Origin of the sequence: Paracoccus sp. P2 (assembly GCF_046335115.1) — a bacterium.
Lineage (GTDB): Bacteria > Pseudomonadota > Alphaproteobacteria > Rhodobacterales > Rhodobacteraceae > Paracoccus > Paracoccus pantotrophus.
In genome coordinates this window covers 3,869-28,151 of sequence record NZ_JBGOSN010000039.1, presented here as the reverse complement: position 1 = coordinate 28,151, position 24,283 = coordinate 3,869, and the positions used below count along the sequence as shown (strand labels likewise).

18 protein-coding genes, 1 tRNA gene and 1 pseudogene are annotated in these 24,283 nt (G+C 68.5%); 16 read left to right on the top strand and 4 right to left on the bottom strand.

The features are described 5' to 3' along the window. Positions 1-159 precede the first annotated feature (159 nt). The 5 genes from ACDP63_RS19050 (at position 160) to ACDP63_RS19030 (ending at position 6,087) form a co-directional block, all read left to right on the top strand. Positions 160-891, top strand: a complete 732-nt coding sequence (locus tag ACDP63_RS19050; RefSeq protein WP_036765559.1) for an HAD-IA family hydrolase — start codon at positions 160-162, stop codon at positions 889-891. Positions 892-946: 55 nt separating this feature from the next. Continuing rightward, a complete protein-coding gene (locus tag ACDP63_RS19045; RefSeq protein ID WP_028710690.1) occupies positions 947-2,560 on the top strand; it encodes an ABC transporter substrate-binding protein in 1,614 nt (537 codons plus the stop codon). Positions 2,561-2,624: 64 nt separating this feature from the next. Continuing rightward, positions 2,625-3,584 (top strand): ABC transporter permease, encoded by a 960-nt coding sequence (locus ACDP63_RS19040; RefSeq protein WP_028710689.1) that lies wholly within the window; start codon positions 2,625-2,627, stop codon positions 3,582-3,584. After that, the gene (locus tag ACDP63_RS19035) at positions 3,584-4,432 is read left to right on the top strand and encodes an ABC transporter permease (RefSeq protein ID WP_028710688.1); all 849 of its coding nucleotides are present in this window, start codon (positions 3,584-3,586) and stop codon (positions 4,430-4,432) included. Before ACDP63_RS19040 ends, ACDP63_RS19035 begins: the two co-directional genes overlap by 1 nt. Next, on the top strand, positions 4,432-6,087 hold the full coding sequence (locus ACDP63_RS19030; RefSeq protein ID WP_028710687.1) for an ABC transporter ATP-binding protein: 1,656 nt from the start codon (positions 4,432-4,434) through the stop codon (positions 6,085-6,087). Before ACDP63_RS19035 ends, ACDP63_RS19030 begins: the two co-directional genes overlap by 1 nt. 106 nt (positions 6,088-6,193) lie before the next feature. On the opposite strand, the gene ACDP63_RS19025 is transcribed toward ACDP63_RS19030, so the two are convergent. Beyond that, positions 6,194-6,688, bottom strand: a complete 495-nt coding sequence (locus ACDP63_RS19025; protein ID WP_197029447.1) for an Lrp/AsnC family transcriptional regulator — start codon at positions 6,686-6,688, stop codon at positions 6,194-6,196. A gap of 155 nt (positions 6,689-6,843) precedes the next feature. Here ACDP63_RS19025 and ACDP63_RS19020 point away from each other — a divergent pair, with 155 nt between their 5' ends. Next, entirely contained in the window at positions 6,844-8,169 is a 1,326-nt protein-coding gene (locus tag ACDP63_RS19020; RefSeq protein WP_028710685.1) for an NAD(P)/FAD-dependent oxidoreductase, read from the top strand. Between the two features lie 2 nt (positions 8,170-8,171). Here ACDP63_RS19020 and ACDP63_RS19015 read toward each other — a convergent pair whose 3' ends face one another. Further along, positions 8,172-9,266 (bottom strand): NAD(P)/FAD-dependent oxidoreductase, encoded by a 1,095-nt coding sequence (locus tag ACDP63_RS19015; protein WP_028710684.1) that lies wholly within the window; start codon positions 9,264-9,266, stop codon positions 8,172-8,174. Between the two features lie 100 nt (positions 9,267-9,366). Between ACDP63_RS19015 and ACDP63_RS19010 the strand changes: the two genes are divergently transcribed. The 8 genes from ACDP63_RS19010 to ACDP63_RS18975 all read left to right on the top strand — a co-directional run bounded on the left by ACDP63_RS19010 (position 9,367) and on the right by ACDP63_RS18975 (position 20,047). Next, the gene (locus ACDP63_RS19010) at positions 9,367-10,248 is read left to right on the top strand and encodes a LysR family transcriptional regulator (protein WP_028710683.1); all 882 of its coding nucleotides are present in this window, start codon (positions 9,367-9,369) and stop codon (positions 10,246-10,248) included. 75 nt (positions 10,249-10,323) lie between these two features. After that, on the top strand, positions 10,324-12,357 hold the full coding sequence (locus tag ACDP63_RS19005; protein ID WP_028710682.1) for a hydantoinase/oxoprolinase family protein: 2,034 nt from the start codon (positions 10,324-10,326) through the stop codon (positions 12,355-12,357). A 4-nt stretch (positions 12,358-12,361) separates the two neighbouring features. Next, positions 12,362-14,329, top strand: a complete 1,968-nt coding sequence (locus ACDP63_RS19000; protein WP_028710681.1) for a hydantoinase B/oxoprolinase family protein — start codon at positions 12,362-12,364, stop codon at positions 14,327-14,329. Further along, entirely contained in the window at positions 14,326-14,625 is a 300-nt protein-coding gene (locus ACDP63_RS18995; RefSeq protein WP_028710680.1) for a (2Fe-2S)-binding protein, read from the top strand. Before ACDP63_RS19000 ends, ACDP63_RS18995 begins: the two co-directional genes overlap by 4 nt. Further along, entirely contained in the window at positions 14,622-15,947 is a 1,326-nt protein-coding gene (locus tag ACDP63_RS18990; RefSeq protein WP_028710679.1) for an FAD/NAD(P)-binding oxidoreductase, read from the top strand. Before ACDP63_RS18995 ends, ACDP63_RS18990 begins: the two co-directional genes overlap by 4 nt. A gap of 115 nt (positions 15,948-16,062) precedes the next feature. Next, positions 16,063-17,526 carry an aldehyde dehydrogenase family protein gene (locus tag ACDP63_RS18985; RefSeq protein WP_028710678.1) on the top strand — a complete coding sequence of 488 codons (1,464 nt, stop codon included), beginning with the start codon at positions 16,063-16,065 and terminating at the stop codon, positions 17,524-17,526. Positions 17,527-17,537: 11 nt separating this feature from the next. Continuing rightward, a complete protein-coding gene (locus ACDP63_RS18980; protein WP_028710677.1) occupies positions 17,538-18,590 on the top strand; it encodes a tartrate dehydrogenase in 1,053 nt (350 codons plus the stop codon). Continuing rightward, positions 18,587-20,047 carry an NAD-dependent succinate-semialdehyde dehydrogenase gene (locus tag ACDP63_RS18975; protein ID WP_269147206.1) on the top strand — a complete coding sequence of 487 codons (1,461 nt, stop codon included), beginning with the start codon at positions 18,587-18,589 and terminating at the stop codon, positions 20,045-20,047. Before ACDP63_RS18980 ends, ACDP63_RS18975 begins: the two co-directional genes overlap by 4 nt. A gap of 134 nt (positions 20,048-20,181) precedes the next feature. Here ACDP63_RS18975 and ACDP63_RS18970 read toward each other — a convergent pair whose 3' ends face one another. Next, entirely contained in the window at positions 20,182-22,155 is a 1,974-nt protein-coding gene (locus tag ACDP63_RS18970) for an NADH:flavin oxidoreductase (RefSeq protein WP_074990939.1), read from the bottom strand. 117 nt (positions 22,156-22,272) lie between these two features. Between ACDP63_RS18970 and ACDP63_RS18965 the strand changes: the two are divergent. Then, a pseudogene (locus ACDP63_RS18965) lies at positions 22,273-23,231 on the top strand (IS110 family transposase); the annotation flags it as partial. A gap of 71 nt (positions 23,232-23,302) precedes the next feature. Continuing rightward, positions 23,303-23,707 (top strand): hypothetical protein, encoded by a 405-nt coding sequence (locus ACDP63_RS18960; protein ID WP_074990940.1) that lies wholly within the window; start codon positions 23,303-23,305, stop codon positions 23,705-23,707. A gap of 213 nt (positions 23,708-23,920) precedes the next feature. Here the strand turns inward: ACDP63_RS18960 and ACDP63_RS18955 are convergent. After that, positions 23,921-23,996: transfer RNA gene (locus ACDP63_RS18955), tRNA-Ala, on the bottom strand. Positions 23,997-24,283: the final 287 nt, after the last annotated feature.

The window sequence follows — 24,283 nt, the reverse complement described above, 5'->3', positions numbered from 1 at the left end:
GCCCCCGTGCAATACGAAAGAATCTGCTGCGCCGGCCGCCCGTTTCGGCGTTTTGCAGCCCCGGAATGGCGCAATCTGGATGTGACGGGACATGACGATCCGCGCGTCCGCCGATCTGACCGCCGCGGCCCGCGGCATCTGCGAAAGGAAGCTCACCCCATGGCCACCCTGACGGCGGCAAGACCCCTGGACCGCTTTTCCTATGTCACCTTCGATGTGGTCGGCACGCTGATCGACTTCGAGGGTGCGATCACCGGCGCGCTGGCGACGATCGCGGCCGATGCCGGCATGACCGTCGATGGCGAGGAGGCGCTGGCCATCTACCGCGCTGCCCGCTATCAGCCGGACGCGCTGCGCTTCCCGGACGACCTGGGCCGCTGCTACGGTCGGATCGCGGCGGCGACCGGCCTGCCCGACACGCCGGAAAACCGCCGGTTCATGATCGACGCCGTGGGCGAGGCGCAGCCCTTTGCCGACAGCGTCGAGGCGATGGCCCGGCTGAAGGCGCGCTACAAGCTGATCGCCATGACCAATGCCCGCCGCTGGGCCTTCGAGAAATACGAGGAAAAGCTGGGCAATCCCTTCTGGGCCAGCTTCACCACCGACGATACCGGCACCGAAAAGCCCGATCCGGCCTTCTTCCGGCAGGTGTTCGACTTCGTCGGCAAGAATGGCGGGACCAAGGACGACATCCTGCATACCGCGCAAAGCCAGCACCACGACATCGGCATCTCGCGCGCCTTGGGCATGACGAATGCCTGGATCCAGCGCCGCCATGCCCAGAAAGGCTATGGCGGGACCATCGAACCCGCGGAATTCACCGAACCCGACTACCACTTCCACGCACTGATCGACCTGGCCGAGGCCGCCGACAAGGCCTTCGACAACTGACTTCACCCGCCCGAGCGGACACGAGAGCCGCCGGGCAAGCAACAGGGATGACGACATGAAAGACCTCAAGCCGAACAACTGGACGGGCCGCGACGACGCGATGGTCGAGGCCGCAATCCGCCGCGGCGCCTCGCGCCGGGATCTGCTCAAGATGCTGATGGCGTCGGGCGTGGCGCTGTCCGCGGGCGGGTCGCTGCTGCTGCGCGCCGGTCAGGCCGTCGCGCAAACCCCGGTCACGGGCGGGCACCTGAAGGCAGCGGGCTGGTCGGCCTCGACCGCCGACACGCTGGACCCGGCCAAGGCGTCCCTGTCCACCGACTATACCCGCTGCTGCGCCTTCTATAACCGCCTCACCTTCCTCGAGGAGGGCAGCGAGGTGAAGATGGAACTGGCCGAGTCCATCGAGACGACGGACGGCAAGACCTGGCAGATCAAGCTGAAGCCCGACGTGACCTTCCACGATGGCAAGACCTTGACGGCGTCGGACGTGGTCTGGTCGCTCAAGCGCCATCAGGATCCGGCCGTGGGGTCCAAGGCCGCCGCCATTGCCGGACAGATGGCCGAGATCACCGCCGTGGACGACCGCACCGTCAGCATCGTGCTGGCGGCGGCCAATGCCGACCTGCCCACGATCCTGTCGCTGCACCATTTCATGATCCTGGCCGAAGGCACCAGCGATTTCAGCAAGGCCAACGGCACCGGCGCCTTCCTCTGCGAAACCTTCGAACCCGGCGTGCGCTCCATCGGCACGCGCAACCCGAACTATTTCAAGGGCACCGGGCCCTATCTGGACAGCTTCGAATATTTTGCCATCTCGGACAACAATGCCCGCGTCAACGCCGTGCTGTCGGGCGACATCCACCTGGCCGCCGCGATCAACCCGCGGTCCATGCGCATGATCGAGGGGCAGGACCATGTCGTCAGCGCGATCTCGACCGCTGGCAACTATACCAACCTCAACATCCGCCTGGACATGGCGCCGGGCGACAAGGCCGATTTCATCGAGGGCATGAAATACCTGATGAACCGCGACGCCATCGTGAACGGCGTGCTGCGCGGATTGGGCGAGGTCGCCAACGACCAGCCCGTCTCGGCCATGGACCGCTATCACAACCCGAACCTGAAGCCGCGCGAATTTGACCCCGAGCGCGCCAAGGCGCTGTTCGAAAAGGCCGGTGTGCTGGGCCAGGCGATCCCCATCGTCACCTCGGACGCGGCGAATTCGGCCATCGACTATGCCATGGTCGTCCAGCAGGCCGGCGCCCAGGCCGGCATGCCCTTCAAGATCGAGCGCGTGCCGTCCGACGGATACTGGTCGAACTACTGGCTGAAGGCACCGATCCATTTCGGCAACATCAACCCGCGGCCGACACCGGACATCCTGTTCTCGCTGCTCTACGCCTCCGACGCGCCCTGGAACGAAAGCCACTACAAGTCCGAGAAGTTCGACGCCATGCTGGTCGAGGCGCGCGGCTTGCTGGACGAGGAAAAGCGCAAGGCGATCTATTGGGAGATGCAGGAAATGATCGCGGCCGAGGCAGGCACCATCATTCCCGCCTATATTTCCAACGTCGATGCGCATTCGTCGAAGATGAAGGGCATGCGCCCCAATCCCCTCGGCGGCCAGATGGGCTATGCCTTCGCCGAATATGTCTGGCTGGAGGGCTGACATCCCCACGCCCCGCGCCCCTGCGCAATGCGCGCAGGGGCATCCCCATTGATGGAGGTGTGACATGCTGCGTTCCGCAACCACCTGGATCCTGGTCGGCCAGCGCCTGGGCATTGCGCTCATCACGCTGCTGATCGTGTCCTTCGCGGTCTTCTTCGCGACCGAACTGCTGCCCGGCGACGTGGCCGAGGTGCTGCTGGGTCAGGCCGCAACCCCCGAGGCCGTGGCCGGGCTGCGCACCGCCATGGGCCTGGACGAGCCGGCGATCTGGCGCTTCCTGTCCTGGCTGGGCGGGCTTGCTACGGGTGATCTGGGAATGTCCTATGTCAACAAGATGGCCGTGGCCGACCTGCTGTCGGGGCGGCTGATGAACACGCTGCGCCTGGCGGGCATCGTCACGCTGGTCTGCGTGCCCGTCGCGCTGACCCTGGGCATCGCCGCCGCCATGTGGCGCGGATCCTGGCTGGACCGCCTGGTCTCGGTGCTGACCATTTCCGTCATCTCGGTGCCCGAATTCATGGTGGCGACGCTGGCGGTGCTGGTCTTCGCCGTCTGGTTGGACTGGCTGCCCGCGCTGTCCTTCGGGGTTAATGTGACCAGCATCGGCGACATGCTGCGCGCCTATGCGATGCCCGTCATCTCGCTGTCCTTCGTCGTCTCGGCCCAGATGATCCGCATGACGCGGGCCGCGGTGATCGAGACGATCAACACCCCCTATGTGGAGATGGCGCTGCTGAAGGGTGCGTCGCGGACGCGGATGGTCCTGCGCCACGCCCTGCCCAACGCGCTTGGCCCCATTGCCAACGCGGTGGCGCTGTCCCTGTCCTATCTGGTCGGCGGCGTGATCATCGTCGAGACCGTCTTCAACTATCCCGGTGTCGCCAAGCTGATGGTCGACGCGGTGTCCACCCGGGACCTGCCCCTGATCCAGAGTTGCGCGATGATCTTCTGCATCAGCTATCTGCTGCTGATCACGCTGGCCGATATGATCGCCATTCTCTCCAACCCGAGGTTGCGCCGTTGATGTCCCTTGCTTTGCGCCTTCCGACCCCGGCCCGGCTGGGATATTCCTTCAACTGGATGGGCCGCATCGGTCTGGCCGTGATCCTGTTCTGGGCGGTGATCGCCATCATCGGCCCCTGGATCGCGCCCTATCCCCCCGGCGACATGGTCGATTTCGACTATTTCGGCCCGATGAGCAGCCAGTTCTGGATGGGCAGCGACTATCTGGGCCGCGACATCCTGTCCCGGATCATCATGGGCACGCGCTATACCGTCGGCATCGCGCTGGCCGCGGTGATCCTGGCCTGCGCGGGCGGCGTGCTGCTGGGCATGATCGCGGCCGTGGTCGGCGGCTGGTTCGACATGCTGCTGTCGCGCTTTCTGGACGCCTTCAACGGCATTCCGCACCTGCTGTTCGGCCTGGTCGTGGTGGCTGCCGTCGGATCCTCGATCCCGATCCTGATCGTGACGCTGGCGGCCATGTACCTGCCGGGCTCCTATCGCTTTGCCCGCGCGCTGGCGGTCAACGTCAACACCATGGATTTCGTCACCGTGGCCCGCGCCCGGGGCGAGGGCTTCGGCCATATCATCCTGCGCGAGATCTTTCCCAACATCCTGGGCCCCGTCCTGGCCGACCTGGGCCTGCGCTTCGTCTTCATCGTGCTGGTGCTGTCGGGCCTGTCCTTCCTGGGCCTTGGCGTGCAGCCGCCCAATGCCGACTGGGGCGCCCTGGTGCGCGAGAATATCGAGGGCCTCAGCCTCGGGGCGCCGGCGGTGATCTTTCCCTCGATCGCCATCGCCTCGCTGACCATCTCGGTCAACATGTTCATCGACAACCTGCCCACCCGCATCCGCGACAGGAGCGAATGATGGATCAGCCGCTTGTTTCCGTGCGCGACCTGAAGATCGGCGCCAGGACCGACTCGGGCCGCGAGGTCGAGATCATCAAGGGCGTCAGCTTCGACATCGCCCCGGGCGAGATCGTGGCCCTGATCGGCGAAAGCGGGTCGGGCAAGACCACCATCGCCCTGTCGCTGATGGGCCATGCGCGGCCCGGCTGCGCCATCCAGGGCGGCACCATCCGCGTGGGCCGCCGCGACGTGACGGCGATGCCCGAACGCCAGCGCGCCGCCATGCGCGGGACCGAGGTGTCCTATGTTCCGCAATCGGCGGCGGCGGCCTTCAACCCGGCCAAGCGCATCATGGACCAGGTGGTCGAGATCACCGCCATCCACCAGCTGATGCCACGCGAGCAGGCCGAGGCCAAGGCGCGGCAGCTGTTTCGCGCCCTGGCGCTGCCCGATCCCGACACCATCGGCAGCCGCTATCCGCACCAGGTCTCGGGCGGGCAGTTGCAGCGCCTGTCGGCGGCCATGGCGCTGATCGGCGATCCGGCGCTGGTGATCTTCGACGAACCGACGACCGCGCTGGACGTGACCACCCAGATCGAGGTGCTGCGCGCCTTCAAGTCGGTCATGGACAAGGGCGCCATGGCGGGGGTCTATGTCAGCCACGACCTGGCCGTGGTCGCCCAGATCGCCGACCGCATCATCGTGCTGAAAAACGGCGTGGTGCAGGAGGAAGGCGCGACCGAGCAGATCCTGCACGCGCCGAAGCACCCCTATACCCGCCAGCTGCTGGATGCCTTCGAGCCGGTGCCGCATGTTCCCGTGGCCCGGCCCGACGCGGCCGAGCCGATCCTTGCGGTGCAGAATCTCTGCGCGGGCTATGGCGCGATGCGTGATGGCGTGCCGGCGGCGAAGATCCTGCAGGATGTCAGCTTCCGGCTGGAACGCGGCCGCAACCTGGGCGTGATCGGCGAATCCGGGTCGGGCAAGTCGACGCTCGCCCGCGCCATTGCCGGCATTCTGCCCGCCTATCGCGGCAACCTGCTGCTGGACGGCAAGGAACTGGCGCCCGCGCTGCAACAGCGCAGCAAGGACGAATTGCGCCGCGTCCAGATCGTCTTCCAGCTGGCCGATACCGCGCTGAACCCCGCGCAGTCGATCGAGACGATCCTGGCCCGGCCCCTGACCTTCTATCACGGCATGTCCGGGGCCGCGCGCAATGCCCGGGTGATCGAGCTTCTGGACATGGTGCGCCTGCCCGGCCACCTGCGCCACCGCCTGCCCTCGGAATTGTCGGGCGGGCAGAAACAGCGCGTGAACCTGGCCCGCGCCCTGGCCGCCGAGCCCGAGCTGATCCTGTGCGACGAGATCACCTCGGCCCTGGACACCGTCGTCGCGGCGGCCATCCTGGACCTGCTGAAGGAACTGCAGCGCGAGCTGAACCTGTCCTACATGTTCATCAGCCACGACCTGTCCACGGTCGAGGCGATCTGCGACGAGGTTCTGGTGATGCTGAAGGGCCGCGTGGTCGAAGCGCTGCCCGCCGCGCGCATGTCGACCGAGGCCGCGCATCCCTATTCGCGGCTGCTGATCGGCTCGATCCCGCAGCTGGATACCGGCTGGCTGAAGGGGCTGGAGCAGGATCCCGCCCTGATGGCGCAGTTCGCGGGACGGTAGCTGCGACGGGCAAGGGCCCAAGCCTTCGCGACCAGCTGTCCTGTCCACGGCTGCCGCCGGGCCGCAAAGGCCCGGCGGGGGCCGGCCTCTTTCGTTCGGTCCGGCGTCAGGACCGTTCCGCGAATAGCCTGGTCAGCGGGATCTGCGTCTTGACGAAGGGCGTCTTGATCACGACGAAGCTGAAATACTTGTCCACGCCCACGTCGCGGTCGATCAGCGATTCGATGATGTTCTGGTAGTCCACGATCCCCGAGGTCACGAATTTCGCCAGATAGTCGTATCCGCCCGACACCAGGTGGCATTCGATGCAGCTGTCGATCTTTTCCAGCGCCTCCTGGAAGCGCGCGAAGTCCGGCGGGCGGTGGTTCTTCAGGGTGAACTCGGTAAAGACGGTCAGCGTCTCGCCCAGCTTCGCCACGTTGATCTGGGCGCTATAGCCGGTGATGTATCCGGCCTGCTGCAGCTTCTTGACCCGCATCAGGCAGGGCGAGGGGGACAGCGCGACCAGATCGGCCAGCTCGACATTGGTGATGCGGCCGTTCTTCTGCAGCTCGGCCAGGATCTTCACGTCGATGCGGTCCAGTTTCAGCGGCGGTGTCATGCGATCTTCCTTCCCGTTCCGGATCTCTTCTGCTGCAATTCGGCCTCGCTGCCAACCGGCTGCAATTCGACAGGAAATGCCGCTGCCGCCGCGAGATGCGGCAGAAGCGGCTGGCCCCCCGCCGCTAGCCTGCGGTGACACGACCGGAGAACCCCATGCCCGCACCGCTTTTGTCCATCGAGACCGCCGGAGACCTGCCCGCCCGCGCCGATTGCGTCGTGATCGGCGGCGGCATTGTCGGGGTCTCGGCCGCCTATTGGCTGGCCCGCGCCGGGCAAAGCGTGGTGCTGCTGGAAAAGGGCCGCGTCGGGGCGGAACAGTCCAGCCGCAACTGGGGCTGGTGCCGGCAGCAGAATCGCGACGCCCGCGAATTGCCCTTGTCCACGCGCAGCCTGGACCTGTGGGAGCAGATGGCCGCCGACCTGGGCCCCGGCATCGGCTTTCGCCGCTGCGGGCTCTTGTATCTGACCGATGACCCGGCCGAGCTGGAAGGCTGGGCCGCCTGGGGCCGCTTCGCGCAAGGCGAAGGCATCGACACGCGGATGCTGTCGGGCCCCGAGGCTGCCGAGCGCGGCCGCGCCACCGGCAAATCCTGGCTGGGCGGCGTCTGGTCGCCCACGGACGGCATTGCCGACCCCGCCAGCGCCGCGCCGCTGATCGCGCAGGGCATCGTCAAGCATGGCGGCCATGTGATCCAGTCCTGCGCCGCCCGCGGGCTGGCGCTTGAGGCCGGCCGCGTCGCGGGCGTCGTGACCGAGCGCGGCACGATCCGCACCGGCACGGTGGTGATGGCCGGCGGGGCCTGGGCCGGCAGTTTCCTGCACCAGCTGGGGATCGGCTTCCCGCAAGCCTCGGTGCGCAGTTCGATCCTGTCGGTGATGCCGGGGGCCGAGGGGCTGCCCGATGCCCTGCACACCGCTGCCGTATCGGCCACGCGCCGGGGCGACGGCGGCTATACGCTGGCGATCTCGGGCCGGGCCAATGTGGATCCGACGCCGCGGATGATCGCCGGAGCCGGGCATTTCCTGCCGATGTTCGCGAAACGCTGGCGCGCCCTGCGCCCTGGCGGGTTGCAGGGCTGGGCTGCGGGGTTCGAGACCCGCGCCCGCTGGTCCCTGGATCGTGAAACGCCCATGGAGCGGGTGCGGATTCTCGACCCGCATCCGTCGAAGGCCCTGGTCAGGGAAACGCTGGCCCGCGCCCGCCGCCTGCTGCCCGCGTTGCGGGACATTCCCGTGCAGGCCAGCTGGGCGGGCTTCATCGACAGCACGCCCGACGGGGTGCCGGTGATCGACGCGGATTGCGGCCTGCCGGGCCTGGTCCTGGCGGCGGGCCTGTCGGGCCATGGCTTCGGGATCGGGCCGGGTGTCGGGCATCTGGTGGCCGACATGATCCTGGGCCGGACGCCGATCACCGAGATCGCGCAATACCGGCTGGACCGCTTCAAGGGCAGCCAATGGGGCAAGGTGGCGAAGTTCTGAGCTCATGCCGCAAAACGCCCGATGTGGAAATCCGCGAGCGGCGTTTCGCAGCGGCCTGTTGCGACCAGTTCCGCCATCGCATCGCCCACGCCGGGGCCCAGCTGGAAGCCGTGGCCGCAGAAACCGAAGGCATGGAACAGCCCCGGTGTGGTGGCGGACGTGCCCATGACCGGCAGGCCGTCGCGGACATAGCCCTCGGCCCCCGACCATTGCCGGATAACCGCAACATGACGCAGGGCCGGGCACAGGCGCACCACCGCGCGCAATTGCGCGGGCAGGCGGGCGGGATCGGCATGGGCACGGCCATCCGCGCCGACCGTCCCCCGGTCCACCGCGCCGCCAAAGACCACGTTGCCGCGTTCCACCTGCCGCAGATAGGCGCCGTGCTCGGCGGACCAGACCCCGACGACCGGCAGGATGCGATGCGGCAGGGGCTCGGTCACGGCCATCTGCGGGCCGCGAACCTCGATCGGCACGGGTTCGCCGAACTGCGCCGCCAGAGCCGCGCCGTGATGGCCCGTGCAGTTGACCAACCGATCGGCATGGAAGGTTCCGCGCGAGGTCTCGACGGTAAAGCCGGGCTTGACGGACAGCACCTGCGCCTGGTCCACCACCTGCACCCCAGCCCGCGCCGCGGCATCGGCAAAGGCCGGCGCGATCAGGCGCGGGTTGGCCGAGCCGTCGCGGGGCGAGAACGACGCGGCGATGGCATCCGGCCCAAGCCCCGGAAAGCGTCGCCGGATCTGGTCCGGGCCAAGCTCCTCGAGCTCCAAGCCCCAGGGCCGGGCGTCTTCGGCAAAGCGGCGCATCAGGGCCAGGCCCTCGGGATCGAAGATCAGCCGCAGATGGCCCGTCGCGCGAAACTCCACGTCGCGGCCCAGCAGCGTCTCCAGCCGGTGCCACAGGGCAAGCGAGCGATGCGCCAGCGGCAATTGCGGCAGGTAGCGCCCGCTGCGCCGGATATTGCCGAAGGATGCGACGGTCGCCCCGGCGCCGATGCGGCCGGTGTCGATCAGGGTCGTGGCGATGCCCCGGCGCGCCAGGAAGAACGCCGTTGCGCTGCCCATCAAGCCGCCACCCAGAACGATCGCCGACATCCGCGTTCCCCCGAAAACCTTGCCCAAGGGAACGCCCTGGGCCATGAAGGGTCAAGGACGGGTTCTTGGGTGAGCCATAAGTCGAACCTATGGGGTGGTGATGCGGGCCAGGCAGCTTGAGGTGTTCGTGGCGGTGATGCGCGCAGGCTCGATCACCGCCGCGGCACGGATGCTGAACATCTCGCAACCCGCCCTCAGCCAGGTGCTGCTGCATGCCGAGGACGAATTGGGTTTCGCCCTGTTCACCCGCGAAAAGGGCCGCCTGCACCCCACGCCCGAGGCGCTGGAGCTGTTGCCCGATGCCGAGCGGCTGTTCGCCGGGCTGGAAGGGCTGCGCCGCAAGACCGCCGACCTGCGGCAGGGGCGGGCGGGGCTGGTGCGCATCGCGGCCTCGCCCCCGCCGGCGATGTCCTTCCTGCCGGGGGTGCTGGCCGCCTATCGCAAGGCGCATCCCGACATCCTGGTGCGCGCCCATGTCGCCCCGGTCGCATCCCTGATCACCATGCTGCGCGCAGGCGATGTCATGCTGGCGCTGGCGCTGGACGACACGATGCCGCCCGATATCGACGTCGAGCCGCTGGGGGGCACGCGGTTTACCTGTCTCTTGCCGCCGGACCATCCGTTCCTGGACCGCGACGGGCTGAGGCTTGCCGATCTGCAGGATCAGGCATTGATCTCCTATCGCGCGGCGACCCGCCCGCATCACGAATTGTCCCAGGCGGCCCGCGCCCAGGGCCTGCGGTTCGAGCCGGTCCTGGAAATCGACATGTCGATCACCGCCGTCGGCTTCGTGCAGGCGGGACTGGGGATTGCGGTGGTCGATTCGCTGCTGCCCTGGGCGCAGTTCGCGGGCATCCGGCAATGCCCGCTGCTGGACGATGTGGCGCTGCCCCTGTCGCTGCTGACGCTGAAGGGCCGCGTGCTGTCGCGCGCGGAAAGCCTGATGCGGGACACGATCCGAAGGCATAAGCCCGACTTATAGCCCGCGCCGCTTTGCGTCTTGGACGCGGATCGCCGCTTCTGGTTCCATCGCCTCGACCAATGACGGAGTGGCGGAATGGACGGGACCGTAACGGACTGGAAGATCGGCGTCGATATCGGCGGCACCTTCATGGATTTCTGCGCGCTGGAGGCGAGTTCGGGCCGCGTCGCATCGCTGAAGGTGCTGACCACGCCCAACGATCCCGGCGCCGAACTGCTGGAAGGGCTTCGGCTGCTGGCTGAACGCGAGGGGCTGGATCCGGCAAGAGTCAGCCGCTTCGTGCACGGCACCACGGTCGGCATCAACACCATCATCCAGCGCAAGGGCGCGCGCCTGGCGCTGATCACCAATGCGGGCTTCGAGGATGTGATCGAGCTCGCCCGGTTGCGGATGCCCGAGATGTATTCGCTGTTCTGCCACCGGCCCGACCCGCTGGTCTCGCGCGACATGATCTTCGGCATCCCCGCCCGGATGCGCGCCGACGGCCGCCAGACCCTCGCCCCCGATGGGGTCGCCATCGCCGATGCCGTGGCCCGCGCCAAGGCCGCAGGCGCCGAGGGGGTGATCGTGGCGCTGCTGCATTCCTGGCGCGACGGCTCGCAGGAGGCCGCCGTCAAGGCGCAGATCGAGGCGCAGGCGCCCGATCTGTTCGTCTTCACCTCGGCAGAGGTCTGGCCGGTGATCCGCGAATACGAGCGCAGCTCGACCGCGATCCTGAACGGCTATGTCCACCCGCGCGTCGCGGGCTATCTGACGGCGCTGGAATCGCGGCTGGCGGGGCAGGGGGTTCCGGCCCGCGCCATGCTGACCAAGTCGAATGGCGGGCTGATGACCGCGGCCGAGGGGCGGCGCGACTGCGTGTCGATGCTGCTGTCGGGCACGGCATCCGGCGTGATCGGCGCAAGCTGGCTGGCCCGTCAGGCCGGCGAGGATCGCATCCTGACGCTGGACATCGGCGGCACCTCGGCCGATTTCGCGCTGATCGTGGACGGGCAGGTGCAATTCGGATCGGACGAGCTGATCGGCGAGTTTCCGTTGCACATCCCCTCGGTCTCGGTCAGCTCCATCGGCATCGGCGGTGGCTCCATCGCCAGCGTGGACGCGCAGGGGGTGCTGCGCGTCGGGCCGGAATCGGCGGGATCGAACCCCGGTCCGGCCTGCTACGCACGCGGCGGGACACAGGCCACGGTGACGGATGCGATGGCGGTCTGCGGCTGGCTGGGCCACAGCCAGATGGCCTACGGCCAGTTGCAGATGGACGTGGCGCTGGCCCGGCAGGCCGTTGCTGCCTTGGCCGAGCAGCTTGGCCGCAGCCCCGAGGAAACCGCGCAGGCGATCCTCGACATCGCGATTTCCGAGATGTTCGTCGAGGTCGAGAAGCTGTCCTCGCGGGCCGGCGTCGATCTGCGGGATTTCGCTCTGATGCCCTTTGGTGGCGGCGGGCCGATGCTGGGGGCGTTCCTGGCGCGCGAACTGGGGATCTCGCGCGTCATCGCCCCGCGCCGTCCGGGCGTGGTCTCTGCGCTTGGCGGTCTGGTGGCCGATCTGCGCGGCGACTTCATCCGCACGGTCTTTGCCGATCTGGGCGCGGATCTGACCGCGCCGTTCCGGGCGCTGACCGATGACGGTCGCGCCTGGCTGGCCGCCCAGGGCCATCACGGCGCCGCCGACCTGCGCCTGTCCGCCGACATGCGCTATGCCGGCCAAAGCTACGAGATCGAGGTCGATCTGGAACCCGCCTGGCTGAACGATCCCGCCCGCATCGCGCAGGCCTTCCACGCCACGCATCTGCGTCTTTACGATTTCGACGACCCCGAGGGCCGGATCGAGATCGTGAACCTGCGCCTGTCCGCCATCGGTGCCGGGCCGAAGCCCGAATTTCCGACAGAGACGGGCGACCCCGCCCCCGCCCGGCCCGCGCGCCATGTGCCGGTGCATCTGGGGGCCTGGCAGGAGATCCCGCTCTATGACCGCGCGGACCTGACGGGGGGCGCGCGTTTCCACGGTCCCGCCATCGTCGCGCAGGAAGACACCACCTTCGCGATCCCCGAAGGCGCGGCGGCCCGGGTGGACGACCACCTGAACATCCACCTGAGCTTTGCGGAGTAAGCCCATGTTCGACAAGATGACGCTTCAGGTCCTGGCCAACCACGCCCGCGCGGCGGCCGAGAACATGGCCCATACGCTGCACCGCACCGCCCATTCCGCCTTCGTCAAGGAGACGCAGGACTTCACCGTCATGCTGATGGACAAGGGCGGCGACACCTTCGCGGTGCCGATGGACCTGGGCGCGACCTGGTATCCGGGCCTGACCTATGGCCGGGCCATCGCCATGGTGGACGATTACCGCCCGGGCGACGTGGCCTTCACCAACGACCCCTATTCCGGCCATGTCGCGACCCATGCCCCCGACACCCACCTGTGGAAGCCGGTCTTCGCGGATGGCGAGATCGTCGCCTGGACCGGCGGGCATATCCACAACACCGACATGGGCGGCGCGGTGCCGGCGTCCCTGTCCCGCTCCCTGACCGAGATCCATCAGGAAGGCATCCGCTTCCCGCCGATGAAGCTGGTCAACGAAGGCGTCTTCGACGAGCAGATCCTGCGGATCATGCAGACCAATGTCCGCAAGCCCGCGCTGAACATCGGCGACATCAAGGCGCTTGTCGGCGCGCTGAACACCGGCGAGCGCAAGGTGCATCAGATGATCGCCCGGTTCGGCAAGCAGGGCTTCGTCCAGGGCGTCGCAGCCCTGAAGGACCAAGCCGAGGCGCAGGCCCGCGACATCCTGCGCGCGATCCCGGACGGGGATTACCAGTTTGCCGACTACGCCGACGAGGACAGCGACCAGGCCAATCCCTGCCGGCTGAACCTGACCCTGAAGATCCGCGGCGACAGCGCGGTGCTGGATTTCACCGGATCGGACCCGCAGCTTGGCAGTTCGCTGAACGTGCCTTCGGGCGGGGATCCGCGCCATACCATGCTGCTGGTGGGGGTCTATTACGTCCTCTATACGCTCAACCCGCGCATCCTGCTGAACACCGGGCTGACGCGGCCCTTCACCTGCATCGCGCCGGAAGGCACGGTGCTGAACCCGGTCGCGCCCGCCGCCGTGGGGATGCGGTCGCTGACCTGCGCGCGGTTGCGGTCGGTGATCTTCGGGGCATTCTCGCAGGCCATTCCCGACCGGATGCCCGCCGCGCCCGCCGGCAACAACTGCATCATCAACGTGATGACGCGGGACGAGCGCACGCAGAAGACCGTCATCGCCGCCGTGAACCCGGTGGTGGGCGGCGGCGGCGGCATGCCCTGGCGCGACGGCACCAACGGCTCGGGCGCGGACGCGGCCTATTTGAAGAACACCCCCATCGAGATCACCGAGACCGAGGTGCCGGTGGAATTCGTCCGCTACGGCCTGGCGCAGGACAGCGGCGGGGCCGGTCGCTGGCGGGGCGGGCTGGCCACCGAGATGGCCTTCCGCGTCTTCGCTCCCGATAGCCGCATCACCGCGCGCAACCGCGACCGCAGCGTCTTCCGCCCCTGGGGGATCCTGGGCGGCAAGGCGGCGGGCCTGGCCGAGATGATCGTGAACCCCGGAACGCCCGACGAACGGCGTACCGGCTCTGCCGACACCGCGATCCTTGGCCCCGGCGATGTGCTGATGATCCGTTCCGCCGGGGGCGGCGGGCGCGGCAACCCCTTCGAGCGCGAGGTCTGGCGCGTCGAGCAGGATGTGGCGCGGGGCTATGTCTCGGCCGATGCGGCGCGGCGCGATTACGGCGTGGTCGTCGGCGATGCCGATGCCACGGCGGCGCAGAGGGCGCAGGCGACGGAACATCAGGGGCATTTCCATTTCGGCCCCGAACGCGACGGTTTCGAGGCGCGTTGGACCCATGCCGCCTATGAGACCCTGACGGAGATCCTGGCGGCGTTGCCGATCCATTGGCGCTTCTTCGCCAAGACCGAGATCTTCCGCCGCATGGAGGGCAATGGCCCCGAGGCCGTGCACCGCGCCTTCGATGCCGTCTGCGCGCGTTTCCCCGACTTGCCGCGCCCGGCCCTTGCGCAGGCCGCGGAATGACCGGGCAACTGGTCCGGCTGGCCGAGACGGGGCGCGCGCCGGTCGCCTTCCGTTTCGACGGGCACGACATGACCGGGCTCATGGGCGACACGGTGCTGACCGCGATCCTGACCGGCGCCGGATCGCTGCGCCCGGCCGAGTTCGGGCCGGAACGGCGCGCGGGCTTCTGCCTGATGGGCGCCTGCCAGGACTGCTGGATCTGGGCCGAGGACGGCTCGCGCCTGCGCGCCTGCTCGACGCCCCTTGCGGCGGGGATGCGGCTGCTTTCCGAGGCGCCGCAAGGGTGGCCCGCATGACGCGGGTGCTGGTCGTCGGCGCCGGGCCTGCGGGCATCCGCGCGGCAGAGCGGCTGGTCCGCGCGGGCCTGCGCCCGGTCGTGGTGGACGAAGCCGCGCGGGCCGGCGGCCAGATCTATCGCCGCCCGCCCGAGGGCTTTACCCGGCCGCCGGAAAAGCTCTATGGCTCCGAGGCCGGGAAGGCGCGGGCGCTGCACGCGCTGTTCGACGGAATGGTGGCGGCGGGGCAGGTGGATTATCGCCCGCAATCCTCGGTCCATGCGATCCGCGACGGGGTGGCGCATGTCGGCGCGGTACGCATTCCCCATGACCGGCTGATCCTGGCGACGGGGGCCACCGACCGCCTGGTCCCGGTGGATGGCTGGCAGCGTGCCGGGGTCTATTCCCTGGGCGCGGCGCAGATCGCGCTGAAGGCGCAGGGCGTGGCCATCGGGCGGCAGATCGTGCTGGCAGGATCGGGGCCGCTGCTGACCCTGGTGGCGACGCAGCTGCTGGCGGCGGGGGCAGGGGTCGCGGCGGTGCTGGACACCTCGTCCCTGGCGACGCAGATGCGGGGCGGCATCGGCATGGCCCTGGCCCGCCCGGCGGTGACGGCGCGCGGGCTGGCGATGCGGGCGCGGCTTGGACGGCTTTATCACGCCGGCGTCCGGCTGGAGCGGATCACGGACGACGCGGTGCATTGGCGCGATGGCGGGGGCCGGGCGCAGGTCACCGAATGCGACGCGGTGGCGCTTGGCTGGCACCTGCGGGCGGAAACGCAACTGGCCGACCTGGCGGGCGCGCGCTTTGCGTGGTCGGACACCTGGGCGCAATGGCTGCCGGTCGCGGACGAGATGGGCCGGGCGGGGCCGGGCCTCTATCTGGCCGGAGACGGGCTGCGCATCCTGGGCGCGGACGGCGCCGAGGTCGCGGGTGCCCTGGCCGCCAATGCCTGCCTGAACGACCTGGGGACCGCCACGCCCGGCACGCGCGCGCTGCTGCGCCGCGCCCGGCGGCTGCACCGCTTTGCCGCCGCGATGGCGCGGGCCTTTCCCTGGCCTTCGGGGCAACTGGACGCGTTGCCCGACACGGCTGTCCTGTGCCGCTGCGAAGGCATCACCCTGGGACAGATGCGGGATGCCGCAGGGCTGGGTGGGGCCGAGGCCAATCGCGTGAAATCCCTGGGCCGCATCGGCATGGGTCGCTGCCAGGGCCGCTATTGCCAGCTTGCCGCCGCCGCGCTGATCGCCCGCCACGCCGGTCTTGCTCCGCAGGAGGTGGGCCGGCTGCGCGGCCAGCCCCCGGTGCGCCCGGTGCCCGTCTGCGCGTTGCTGGAGGACTGACAGCATAATCTTCCGTGCCTCGGTGCGGCACGGTGATTTCTGCTGCCCGATGCGCCCCTTCGGCAGCTTTCGCCGGCCGCCCCGCGCCACCCTTGTCCCAACAGCCGAGGATGCCATGACCCTTGCCTTCGATCCCCTGTCCCTGACCCTGCCCGCAGGCCATTTCATCGACGGCGCCTATGTCGAGGACGAGGCGCGGCTCGAGGTGCGCGCCCCCTCCAGCGGCCGGGTGATCGGCCATATCCCCGTAGCCGATGCGGCCATGGTGGACCGCGCGGTGGCGGCGGCGCGGCGGGCGCTTGCCGTGTCGGGATGGGCGACCCTGCATCCCCGCGACCGTCTGCGCGCGCTGCATGCCTGGGCCGACCTGATCGAGGCCGAGGCCCCGGCGCTCGCCCGGCTGGAGGCGGTCTGCTCCTCCCGCCCGGTCGCGCATGTGGCCGCGGGCGACGTGCCGGTGACGGCAGAACAGATCCGCTTCTTTGCCGAATTCGCCGACAAGGAAGGCGGCGACCTGGTGCCCACGGGCGCGGGCAGCCTGGGCTTCATCGCCGCCGAGCCCTATGGCGTGGTCGGCGCCATCGCGCCCTGGAACTTCCCGATCTCTATGGCGGGCTGGAAGCTGGCGCCGGCCTTGGCCGCAGGCAATGCCGTGGTGCTGAAACCGTCCGAGATGACGCCCTGGTCCACGCTTTACATGGCCGAACTGTCGGTGCGTGCAGGCATTCCCGCGGGGCTGGTCAATGTCGTCCTGGGCGACGGGCCGGTCACTGGGGCGGCAATCACCGGCCATCCCGGCATCGACAAGGTCAGCTTCACCGGCTCGACCCGCGCGGGGGCGGCGATCATGGAGAATATCGCGCGCACCGGCATCAAGCCGATGACCCTGGAACTGGGCGGCAAAAGCCCGATGCTGGTGTTCGACGATGCCGATATCGACCTGGCCGCCACCTGTCTGGAACGCGGCATCCTGCCCAATGCCGGCCAGTTCTGCGTCGCCGGATCGCGCATCATCGTGCAGCGCGGCATCGCCGATGCGCTGGCCGCGCGGCTGGCCGACCGCTTCGCCAGGCCGCGGCCTGCGCCGACCTGGGCGGAAAGCCCCGGCTTCTCGCCCATCATCTCGGACCCGCAGCTGCGGCGGATCGACGGCATCGTGCAGGCGGCGCGGGCGCAGGGCGGCGAGATCCTGTGCGGCGGCACCCGCTTCGATCACGAGGGCAGCTTCTACCGGCCGACCCTGATCGGCGGCGTTTCGGCCGACAATCCCGCCGTGACCGAGGAAATCTTCGGCCCGGTCGCCACCTTCCAGACCTTCGACACCGAGGAGGAGGGGCTAGCCCTGGCCCAGCACCCGACCTATGGCCTTTGCGCCGGGCTGTTCACCCGCGACCTGTCCCGCGCCCTGCGCCTGACGCGGCGGCTGGAAGCGGGGACGGTCTGGGTCAACCGCTATGGCCGGTCGCGCGACCATATCCTGCCGACCGGCGGCTGGAAGGCGTCGGGGCTTGGCAAGGATCTGGGGCGCGAGGCATTCGCCGCGAACCGCCGCACGAAATCGGTGCTGATCGACATCTGAAGGAGAAGACCATGACCGCCCACAAGATCGCGCTGATCCCCGGCGACGGCATCGGCGTGGATGTGACCGACGCCGCGATGCAGGTGCTGGACGCCGCCGCCGCGCGCTTCGGCTTCACGCTGGAACCGACCCGCTTCGACTGGTCCTGCGAGACCTATCTGGCGACCGGCCGCATGATGCCCGAGGACGGGATCGAGCAGCTGCGCCCCTTCGACGCGATCTATCTGGGCGCGGTCGGCTGGCCCGCCACGGTGCCGGATGCGGTGTCGCTGCACGGGCTGCTGCTGCCGATCCGCAAGGCCTTCGACCAATATGCCAACATCCGTCCGCACCGGCTGCTGCCCGGCGTGGAAGGCCCGCTGAGGGCGAAAGGCTTCGACATCCTCTGCATCCGCGAGAACACCGAGGGCGAATATTCCGGCGCCGGCGGCCGCGTCCACCAGGGCCGCGACAACGAGGTCGCCACCGAAACCGCGATCTTCACCCGCAAGGGGGTCGAGCGCATCATCCGCTTCGGCTTCGAACAGGCGCGGGCGCGGCGCGGGCACCTGACCTCGGTCACGAAATCCAATGCGCAGAAATATTCGATGGTGTTCTGGGACGAGGTGACGCAGCAGGTTGCCGCCGAATATCCCGACGTGACCGTCAGTCCCATGCATATCGACGCCATGGCCGCCAAGATGGTGATGGCGCCGCAGGATCTGGACGTGATCGTCGCCTCGAACCTGTTCGGCGACATCCTGACCGATCTGGGCGCGGCGATCCAGGGCGGCCTGGGCTTCGCGGCCTCGGCCAATATCTGCCCCGACCGCAGCGGCCCCTCGATGTTCGAGCCGGTGCATGGATCGGCCCCCGACATCGCGGGGAAAAATATCGCCAACCCCATCGCCGCCATCTGGTCGGGGGCGATGATGCTGGAGCACCTGGGCGAGAAGCCCGCCGCCGATGCGGTGCTGGCCGCCATCGAATCCGCCACCGCCCGGGGCATCGGCATCCGCCCCGGCTTGCACGGCACCGATGCCATTACCGCAGCCGTCCTGGCCGCGCTGGAGGAACACGCATGAACCAGATGACCGATTTCGGCCCGCAGTTGAACGATCCCGGCCTGTTCCGCCAGGCCGCGCTGATCGACGGCCAGTGGATCGCCCGCCCCGACATGGAGGTAATGAACCCCGCCACCGGCCGCGCCATGGGCACCATGCCCGACTGCACGGCAGATGAAACCGCGCAGGCCATCGCCGCCGCGGAACGCGCCATGGTGGCCTGGCGCAAGCGCACCCATGCCGAGCGCGCCGACCTCTTGATGGGCTGGTATCAGCTGATGCTGGACCACGCGGACGACCTGGCGCAGATCCTGACCGCGGAACAGGGCAAGCCCCTGGCCGAGGCGCGGGGCGAGGTGCTTTATGGCGCCTCCTTCCTGCGCTGGTTCGCCGAGGAAGCGCGGCGCATCAACGGCAAGATCATCCCCTCGCCGGTGCCGGGCAAGAAGGTCTTTGCCATGAAGGAACCCGTGGGCGTCTGCGCGATCATCACGCCCTGGAACTTTCCCATCGCGATGATCACCCGCAAGGTCGCCCCTGGCCTGGCGGCGGGCTGCACGATGGTGGTGAAGCCGTCGGACCTCACCCCCTATTCGGCGCTGGCGCTTGGGGTGCTGGCCGAACGTGCGGGCATCCCGGCGGGCGTCATCAACATCCTGACCGGCCGCCCCGAGGCGATCGGCGCCACCCTGACCGCCAGCCCGGTGGTGCGCAAGCTGTCCTTCACCGGCTCGACCCGCGTCGGCGCGCTGCTGGCCGAACAATGCGCGCCGACGCTGAAGCGCATGTCGCTGGAACTGGGCGGCAACGCGCCCTTCATCGTCTTCGACGATGCCGACCTGGACGCGGCGGTCGAGGGCGCGATGCTGTCCAAGTTCCGCAACGGCGGGCAGACCTGCGTCTGCGCGAACCGGATCCTGGTGCAGTCGGGCATCCACGACGCCTTCGTCGCGGCGCTGGCGAAGCGTGTCGATGCGCTGCAGGTCGGCCCCGGCACGGCCGAGGGCACGACCATCGGCCCGATGATCAATGGCGCCGCCATCGCCAAGATCCGCGCCCATGTCGAGGACGCGCTGTCCAAGGGCGCGACCCGCGCCACCGCCGCGCGCGATCTGCCCGATGCCTATGCCGATCCGGTGGTTCTGGTCGGTGCCACGACCCAGATGCAGTTGGCCGCCGAGGAAACCTTCGGCCCCGTCGCCCCGATCTTCCGCTTCGAGACCGAGGAAGAGGCTCTGGCCATCGCCAACGGCACGCCCTTCGGCCTGGCCGCCTATTTCTTCACCCGCGACATCGCGCGGGCCTTCCGCGTGGGCGAGGCCTTGGAGTTCGGCCTTGTCGGGCTGAACACCGGCGCGGTCAGCCATGCCGAAACGCCCTTCGGCGGCGTCAAGGCCTCGGGCCTTGGCCGCGAGGGAGCGCAGGACGGGATCGAGGAATATCTGGAAACCAAGGCGTTCCATTTCGGCGGGCTGTAAGGCCCGCCCCTTCTCGAAACGCTGTCACACCCCATGAAAGGGCAAGCGGCCTGCAGGGTGGGGTTTTACCCACCTTTTGCCGGGCGCGCGGCCGGGTGAAACCCCACCCCAAGGCCTGCGCCCAAGGCCCGCCGTCACAACCCCAGGCACAGCCGATAGGCATCCAGGATCGAGGCGTGCAGGTCGCGGCTGGCAACGGCATCGCCGATCCGGTGCAGCGCGAAACCTTCGCCTGACTCGCGCAATTCGGTGAACAGATCATCCAGCGGCAGGGTGCCGTGTTCGACGACCACCTGCGCGGCGTCCAGGCTGCGTTCCGCCCCCGTCATCTCGTTGCGCAGGGTGGCGCGCAGCCGGTTGCCCCGGCGCTCGACCCGGATCAGCGCGTGATCGGTCAGGGTGGCGAGGCCTGCCTGGTAGAAGCGTTTGCGGAAGCTGGTCGCGTCCTGATAGGGCATCTCGGCCGCCGGGACCGCGTCGGGGGTGGCAAGGGTGACGGTCCGCCCGGCATCGGCCAGCTTCAGCGCGCAGGACGGCGCTGCCTGCCGCCCGGTGCCGTCATAGACCAGCACCTCGCCCTGGGCCGCGACCGCGCCGGTCAGCAGATCCCAGGTGCTGTGGCAATGCTCGGCCCCCTCCAGCCAGTCCAGGTCGGGAATGCCGCCGGTCGCCACGACGACGATGTCCGGCGCCTCGGCCAGGATGTCGGCCGCCTCGGCCCAGGTGTTCAGGCGGACATCCACCCCCAGCCTGCCCAGTTCGCTGCGCCGCCAGTCGATGATGCCCAGCAGGTCGCGGCGCCCCGGTGCCTTGGCCGCCACCAGGATCTGCCCGCCAAGGCGCGCCGCAGCCTCGATCAGGGTGACGCGGTGGCCGCGTTCGGCCAGCACGCGCGCGGCCTCCATCCCCGCCGGGCCGCCGCCCACGACAATGGCGCGGCGCGGGGCAGGGGACCGGGGAATGGCATGGCCCAGGGTGGTTTCGCGCGTGGTCGCGGGGTTATGGACGCAATGCGCCTTGCGATACAGGCAATAGGAGGCGCCGACGCAGGGGCGGATGCGATCCTCATCCCCCGCCGCGATCTTGGCGACCAGATGCGGGTCGGCGATATGGGCCCGCGTCATGCCGACCAGATCCGCGATCCCGTCGCGCAGCACATGGCGCGCGGTGGCCACGTCGCGGATGCCGCCCGCGTGCAGGACCGGCAGCGACACAGCCTGCCGGAAGGCGCGGATATGCGACAGATAGGGGGCTTGGGGCTGGAACATGCCGGGCATGTTGTCCTCGGTCAGCAGCAGGTCGCTGTCCATGCGGCCATAGATGCAGTCGAACAGATCCACATGCCCCTCGGCCTGGATCATCCGGGCGATCTCAAGGGCTTCGTCGGCGGTCAGCCCGTCCGTGCCGCCTTCGTCGACGACATAGCGGATGCCCACCACGAAATCGTCGCCCACGGCACGGCGGACCGCCTCGTGCACCATCAGCGCGAAGCGGGCGCGGTTGGCAGCCGATCCGCCGAAGCCGTCGCTGCGACGGTTGGTGCGCGGCGACAGGAACTGGCCGATCAGGTGCCCGCCGGTCAGCGTCTCGACCCCGTCCAGCCCCGCCTCCTGGCAGCGCCGCGCGGCGGCGGCGAAATCCGCGATCACCCGGTCGATATCGGCGCGGTCCATCTCTTTCGGAAAGCTGCGGGTCCGGGTCTCGCGCACCCGGGACGGCGCAATGGCCGGCAGCCAGGCGCCGCCAAGCGCCGTGGCCCGCCGCCCCAGATGCGAGATCTGGCACATGATCGCTGCCCCCTGGGCATGGATCCGGTCCGCCATCGCCGCCAGATGCGGGATGACCGCGTCATCCGTCAGGTTCAGCTGCCCCCCGCCCCAGCTGGAATCGCGCGAAATCATGGCCGAGCCGCCGATCATCGTCATGCCGATGCCGCCCCTGGCCTTCTCCTCGTGATAGGCCTGGTAACGTTCGCCCGGCATTCCGCCATCGTCCAGCATCGAGGCATGGCTGGTGCTGACGATGCGGTTGCGCAGGTCCAGCCCCCGTAGGCTGAAGGGGCGAAGAAGCGGGTCGGCTGATCGGGCGTCGGGGGCGAACATTTGCATGCTGTGATCCTGTCTGCAGCGGCACGTTGGGGCGCAAGCCGCCCCCTCAACCTGCCTAGATGCCGTAATGGGCCAGCGTTCCTCTGGTGGCCATGAAGGTGGCTGTCCCTCGGGGTGATGATGTCGGAAACGGGGTCCGTTGGTTTCGGCACCAGGCATCAGACGGGGAACAGCCATGGACTTATTATGCAGGAATCGACGTGTCGCTGGAACAGAGCAGTGTTTGCGTGGTGGATGCGTCTGGTAAGATCATGCGCGAAACGAAAGTGGCGAGCGAACCGGGGCATTCTCGCGGCACTTCGCCGAACTTGGGTTTCCAGTCGCCAGGATCGGTCTCGAGGCAGGCCCTCTGTCGCAATGGTTGCGTGAGGGTCTGGTCGTCAAAGGTTTTGACGTGGTGTTGCTGGAAACGCGGCATGTGAAGGCTGCGCTGTCGGCGATGACGGTGAAGGCGGACCGCAGGGACGCGCGTGGAATCGCGCAATTGCTGCGCATGGACTGGTTCCGCCCTGTGCATGCGAAGTCGGCAGATGCCAGGCGACGCGGGCGTTGCTGGTCGGCCGCAAGCTGTTGCAGGCCAAGCTGCGCGATGTCGAACCCAGCATCCGCGGCATGCCTCACGTGGCTACGGGCTCAAGGTCGGCGAGGTAAGCCACGGGTGTTTCGAGGCCCGTATTCGCGAGCTCATCGAAGGGCATGACATGCTGGCGACGGTCATCGGTCCGATGCTGAAGGCGCGCGCCGCCTTGTGGGAGGAATTTACCCGGCTGCACCCTGCGATGTTGAAGATCGCCCGTGTCGAACCTGTTTGCCATCGGCTGATGAGTCTGCCTGGTGTCGGAGCCTTGGTTGCGCTGACCTATCGTTCTGCGGTTGACGATCCAGGGCGGTTTTCCAGGTTCCAAGCCGTTGGTGCCTACTTCCGATTGCTGCCCGGAAAATATCGGTCGGGCGAGACCGACAGAGATGGCGGTATCACCAGGGTCGGTGACGGCATGGTGCGTAACGCGCTTTATGAAGCCGCGCATATCATGCTGACGCGCGCCTCAAGGTTCGCTTCATCTCCGAGATCCGCCGCATCGTCGGTGCGCATCTGCTGCGGGTCGCGCCAGATTACCTCGACACCCGCCACGCCACCGATCTGCTGATGCTGGACGGCCGGGACATGCGCATAGCCGCCAGGGTGCAGCGCCATGGCTATGCCGGCCGCTATCCCTGCGACCTCACTATCCGCTCGCGCCGGCCCTCGGGCAATCCGACCGGACTGGCCAAGATTGTGAACGGCGAGGGCGACTGGCTGTTTTATGGCCACGCCAATGCCTCCGGGACGGGGTTCGACCTGTGGTGGCTGCTGGACCTGCGGGCCTTCCGGGCCGGGCTGATCCGCCACGCCTCGAACGGCTATCCGACCGAGCCTGCGCAGATCGACGGCATTCGGAAAAGCGCAGCCAGAACCGATTGGCCTTCTCGGCCATCCTTATCGCTACTTGATGGACACCGCATCGGAATAGCCCGCGTCACGGCTGGCCTAACTGCTCCGGGTTTGAAATGATGCCTGCCGCTTCGGCCTCTGGAACGGGCGCGAAGGCTCCTAGCTGCGCCCCGAATCTGACACCTCGATCCGGCTCGCTTCCGGGCTACACGGGTCGCTGAACGTCCAGCGAAATCCAGCGGCATCTTTTTTCGGGTGTGGGGGCGAGCGTGGGGTGGCACGCGGCGGCATTCGTCTAACCGGCTGATATTACATCGAAATGTGCGAGAGAATTGGTGGAGCCAAGGGGAGTCGAACCCCTGACCTCTTGAATGCCATTCAAGCGCTCTACCAACTGAGCTATGGCCCCACCGGAGGTCTCGGGCGGCGTCTCCGGCGCCCGTGTGAGGCGTCGTATAGGAGGGGGCGCCGGCGGGTGCAAGCGGAAAAATACGGCATCGGGGAAAAATTCTCGCGCTGTCCGCCAAGCCCAATAATCATGGCGGTTTTCCTGGAAAACCCGCGGTTCAAAACCCTGCGTGGGCAGGCGCGCGGCTGCCCCGAGATCGTGCCGCGAACCCCGCCAGGACGGTTTGCCCCTTGCGGTTCCGGGCCGCAATCGGGGCAGTGCCGGGGCCGGCCCCGGTCCGGCGCCGA

Coding starts and splice junctions, on each gene's coding strand:
- ACDP63_RS19050 (WP_036765559.1), top strand. CDS start 160: ATGGCCACCCTGACGGCGGCAAGACCCCTGGACCGCTTTTCCTATGTC.
- ACDP63_RS19000 (WP_028710681.1), top strand. CDS start 12,362: ATGTTCGACAAGATGACGCTTCAGGTCCTGGCCAACCACGCCCGCGCG.
- ACDP63_RS18960 (WP_074990940.1), top strand. CDS start 23,303: ATGCTGGACGGCCGGGACATGCGCATAGCCGCCAGGGTGCAGCGCCAT.
- ACDP63_RS19035 (WP_028710688.1), top strand. CDS start 3,584: ATGTCCCTTGCTTTGCGCCTTCCGACCCCGGCCCGGCTGGGATATTCC.
- ACDP63_RS18970 (WP_074990939.1), bottom strand. CDS start 22,155: ATGCAAATGTTCGCCCCCGACGCCCGATCAGCCGACCCGCTTCTTCGC.
- ACDP63_RS18985 (WP_028710678.1), top strand. CDS start 16,063: ATGACCCTTGCCTTCGATCCCCTGTCCCTGACCCTGCCCGCAGGCCAT.
- ACDP63_RS19005 (WP_028710682.1), top strand. CDS start 10,324: ATGGACGGGACCGTAACGGACTGGAAGATCGGCGTCGATATCGGCGGC.
- ACDP63_RS18975 (WP_269147206.1), top strand. CDS start 18,587: ATGAACCAGATGACCGATTTCGGCCCGCAGTTGAACGATCCCGGCCTG.
- ACDP63_RS18990 (WP_028710679.1), top strand. CDS start 14,622: ATGACGCGGGTGCTGGTCGTCGGCGCCGGGCCTGCGGGCATCCGCGCG.
- ACDP63_RS19030 (WP_028710687.1), top strand. CDS start 4,432: ATGGATCAGCCGCTTGTTTCCGTGCGCGACCTGAAGATCGGCGCCAGG.
- ACDP63_RS19040 (WP_028710689.1), top strand. CDS start 2,625: ATGCTGCGTTCCGCAACCACCTGGATCCTGGTCGGCCAGCGCCTGGGC.
- ACDP63_RS19010 (WP_028710683.1), top strand. CDS start 9,367: ATGCGGGCCAGGCAGCTTGAGGTGTTCGTGGCGGTGATGCGCGCAGGC.
- ACDP63_RS18980 (WP_028710677.1), top strand. CDS start 17,538: ATGACCGCCCACAAGATCGCGCTGATCCCCGGCGACGGCATCGGCGTG.
- ACDP63_RS19015 (WP_028710684.1), bottom strand. CDS start 9,266: ATGTCGGCGATCGTTCTGGGTGGCGGCTTGATGGGCAGCGCAACGGCG.
- ACDP63_RS19045 (WP_028710690.1), top strand. CDS start 947: ATGAAAGACCTCAAGCCGAACAACTGGACGGGCCGCGACGACGCGATG.
- ACDP63_RS18995 (WP_028710680.1), top strand. CDS start 14,326: ATGACCGGGCAACTGGTCCGGCTGGCCGAGACGGGGCGCGCGCCGGTC.
- ACDP63_RS19025 (WP_197029447.1), bottom strand. CDS start 6,688: ATGACACCGCCGCTGAAACTGGACCGCATCGACGTGAAGATCCTGGCC.
- ACDP63_RS19020 (WP_028710685.1), top strand. CDS start 6,844: ATGCCCGCACCGCTTTTGTCCATCGAGACCGCCGGAGACCTGCCCGCC.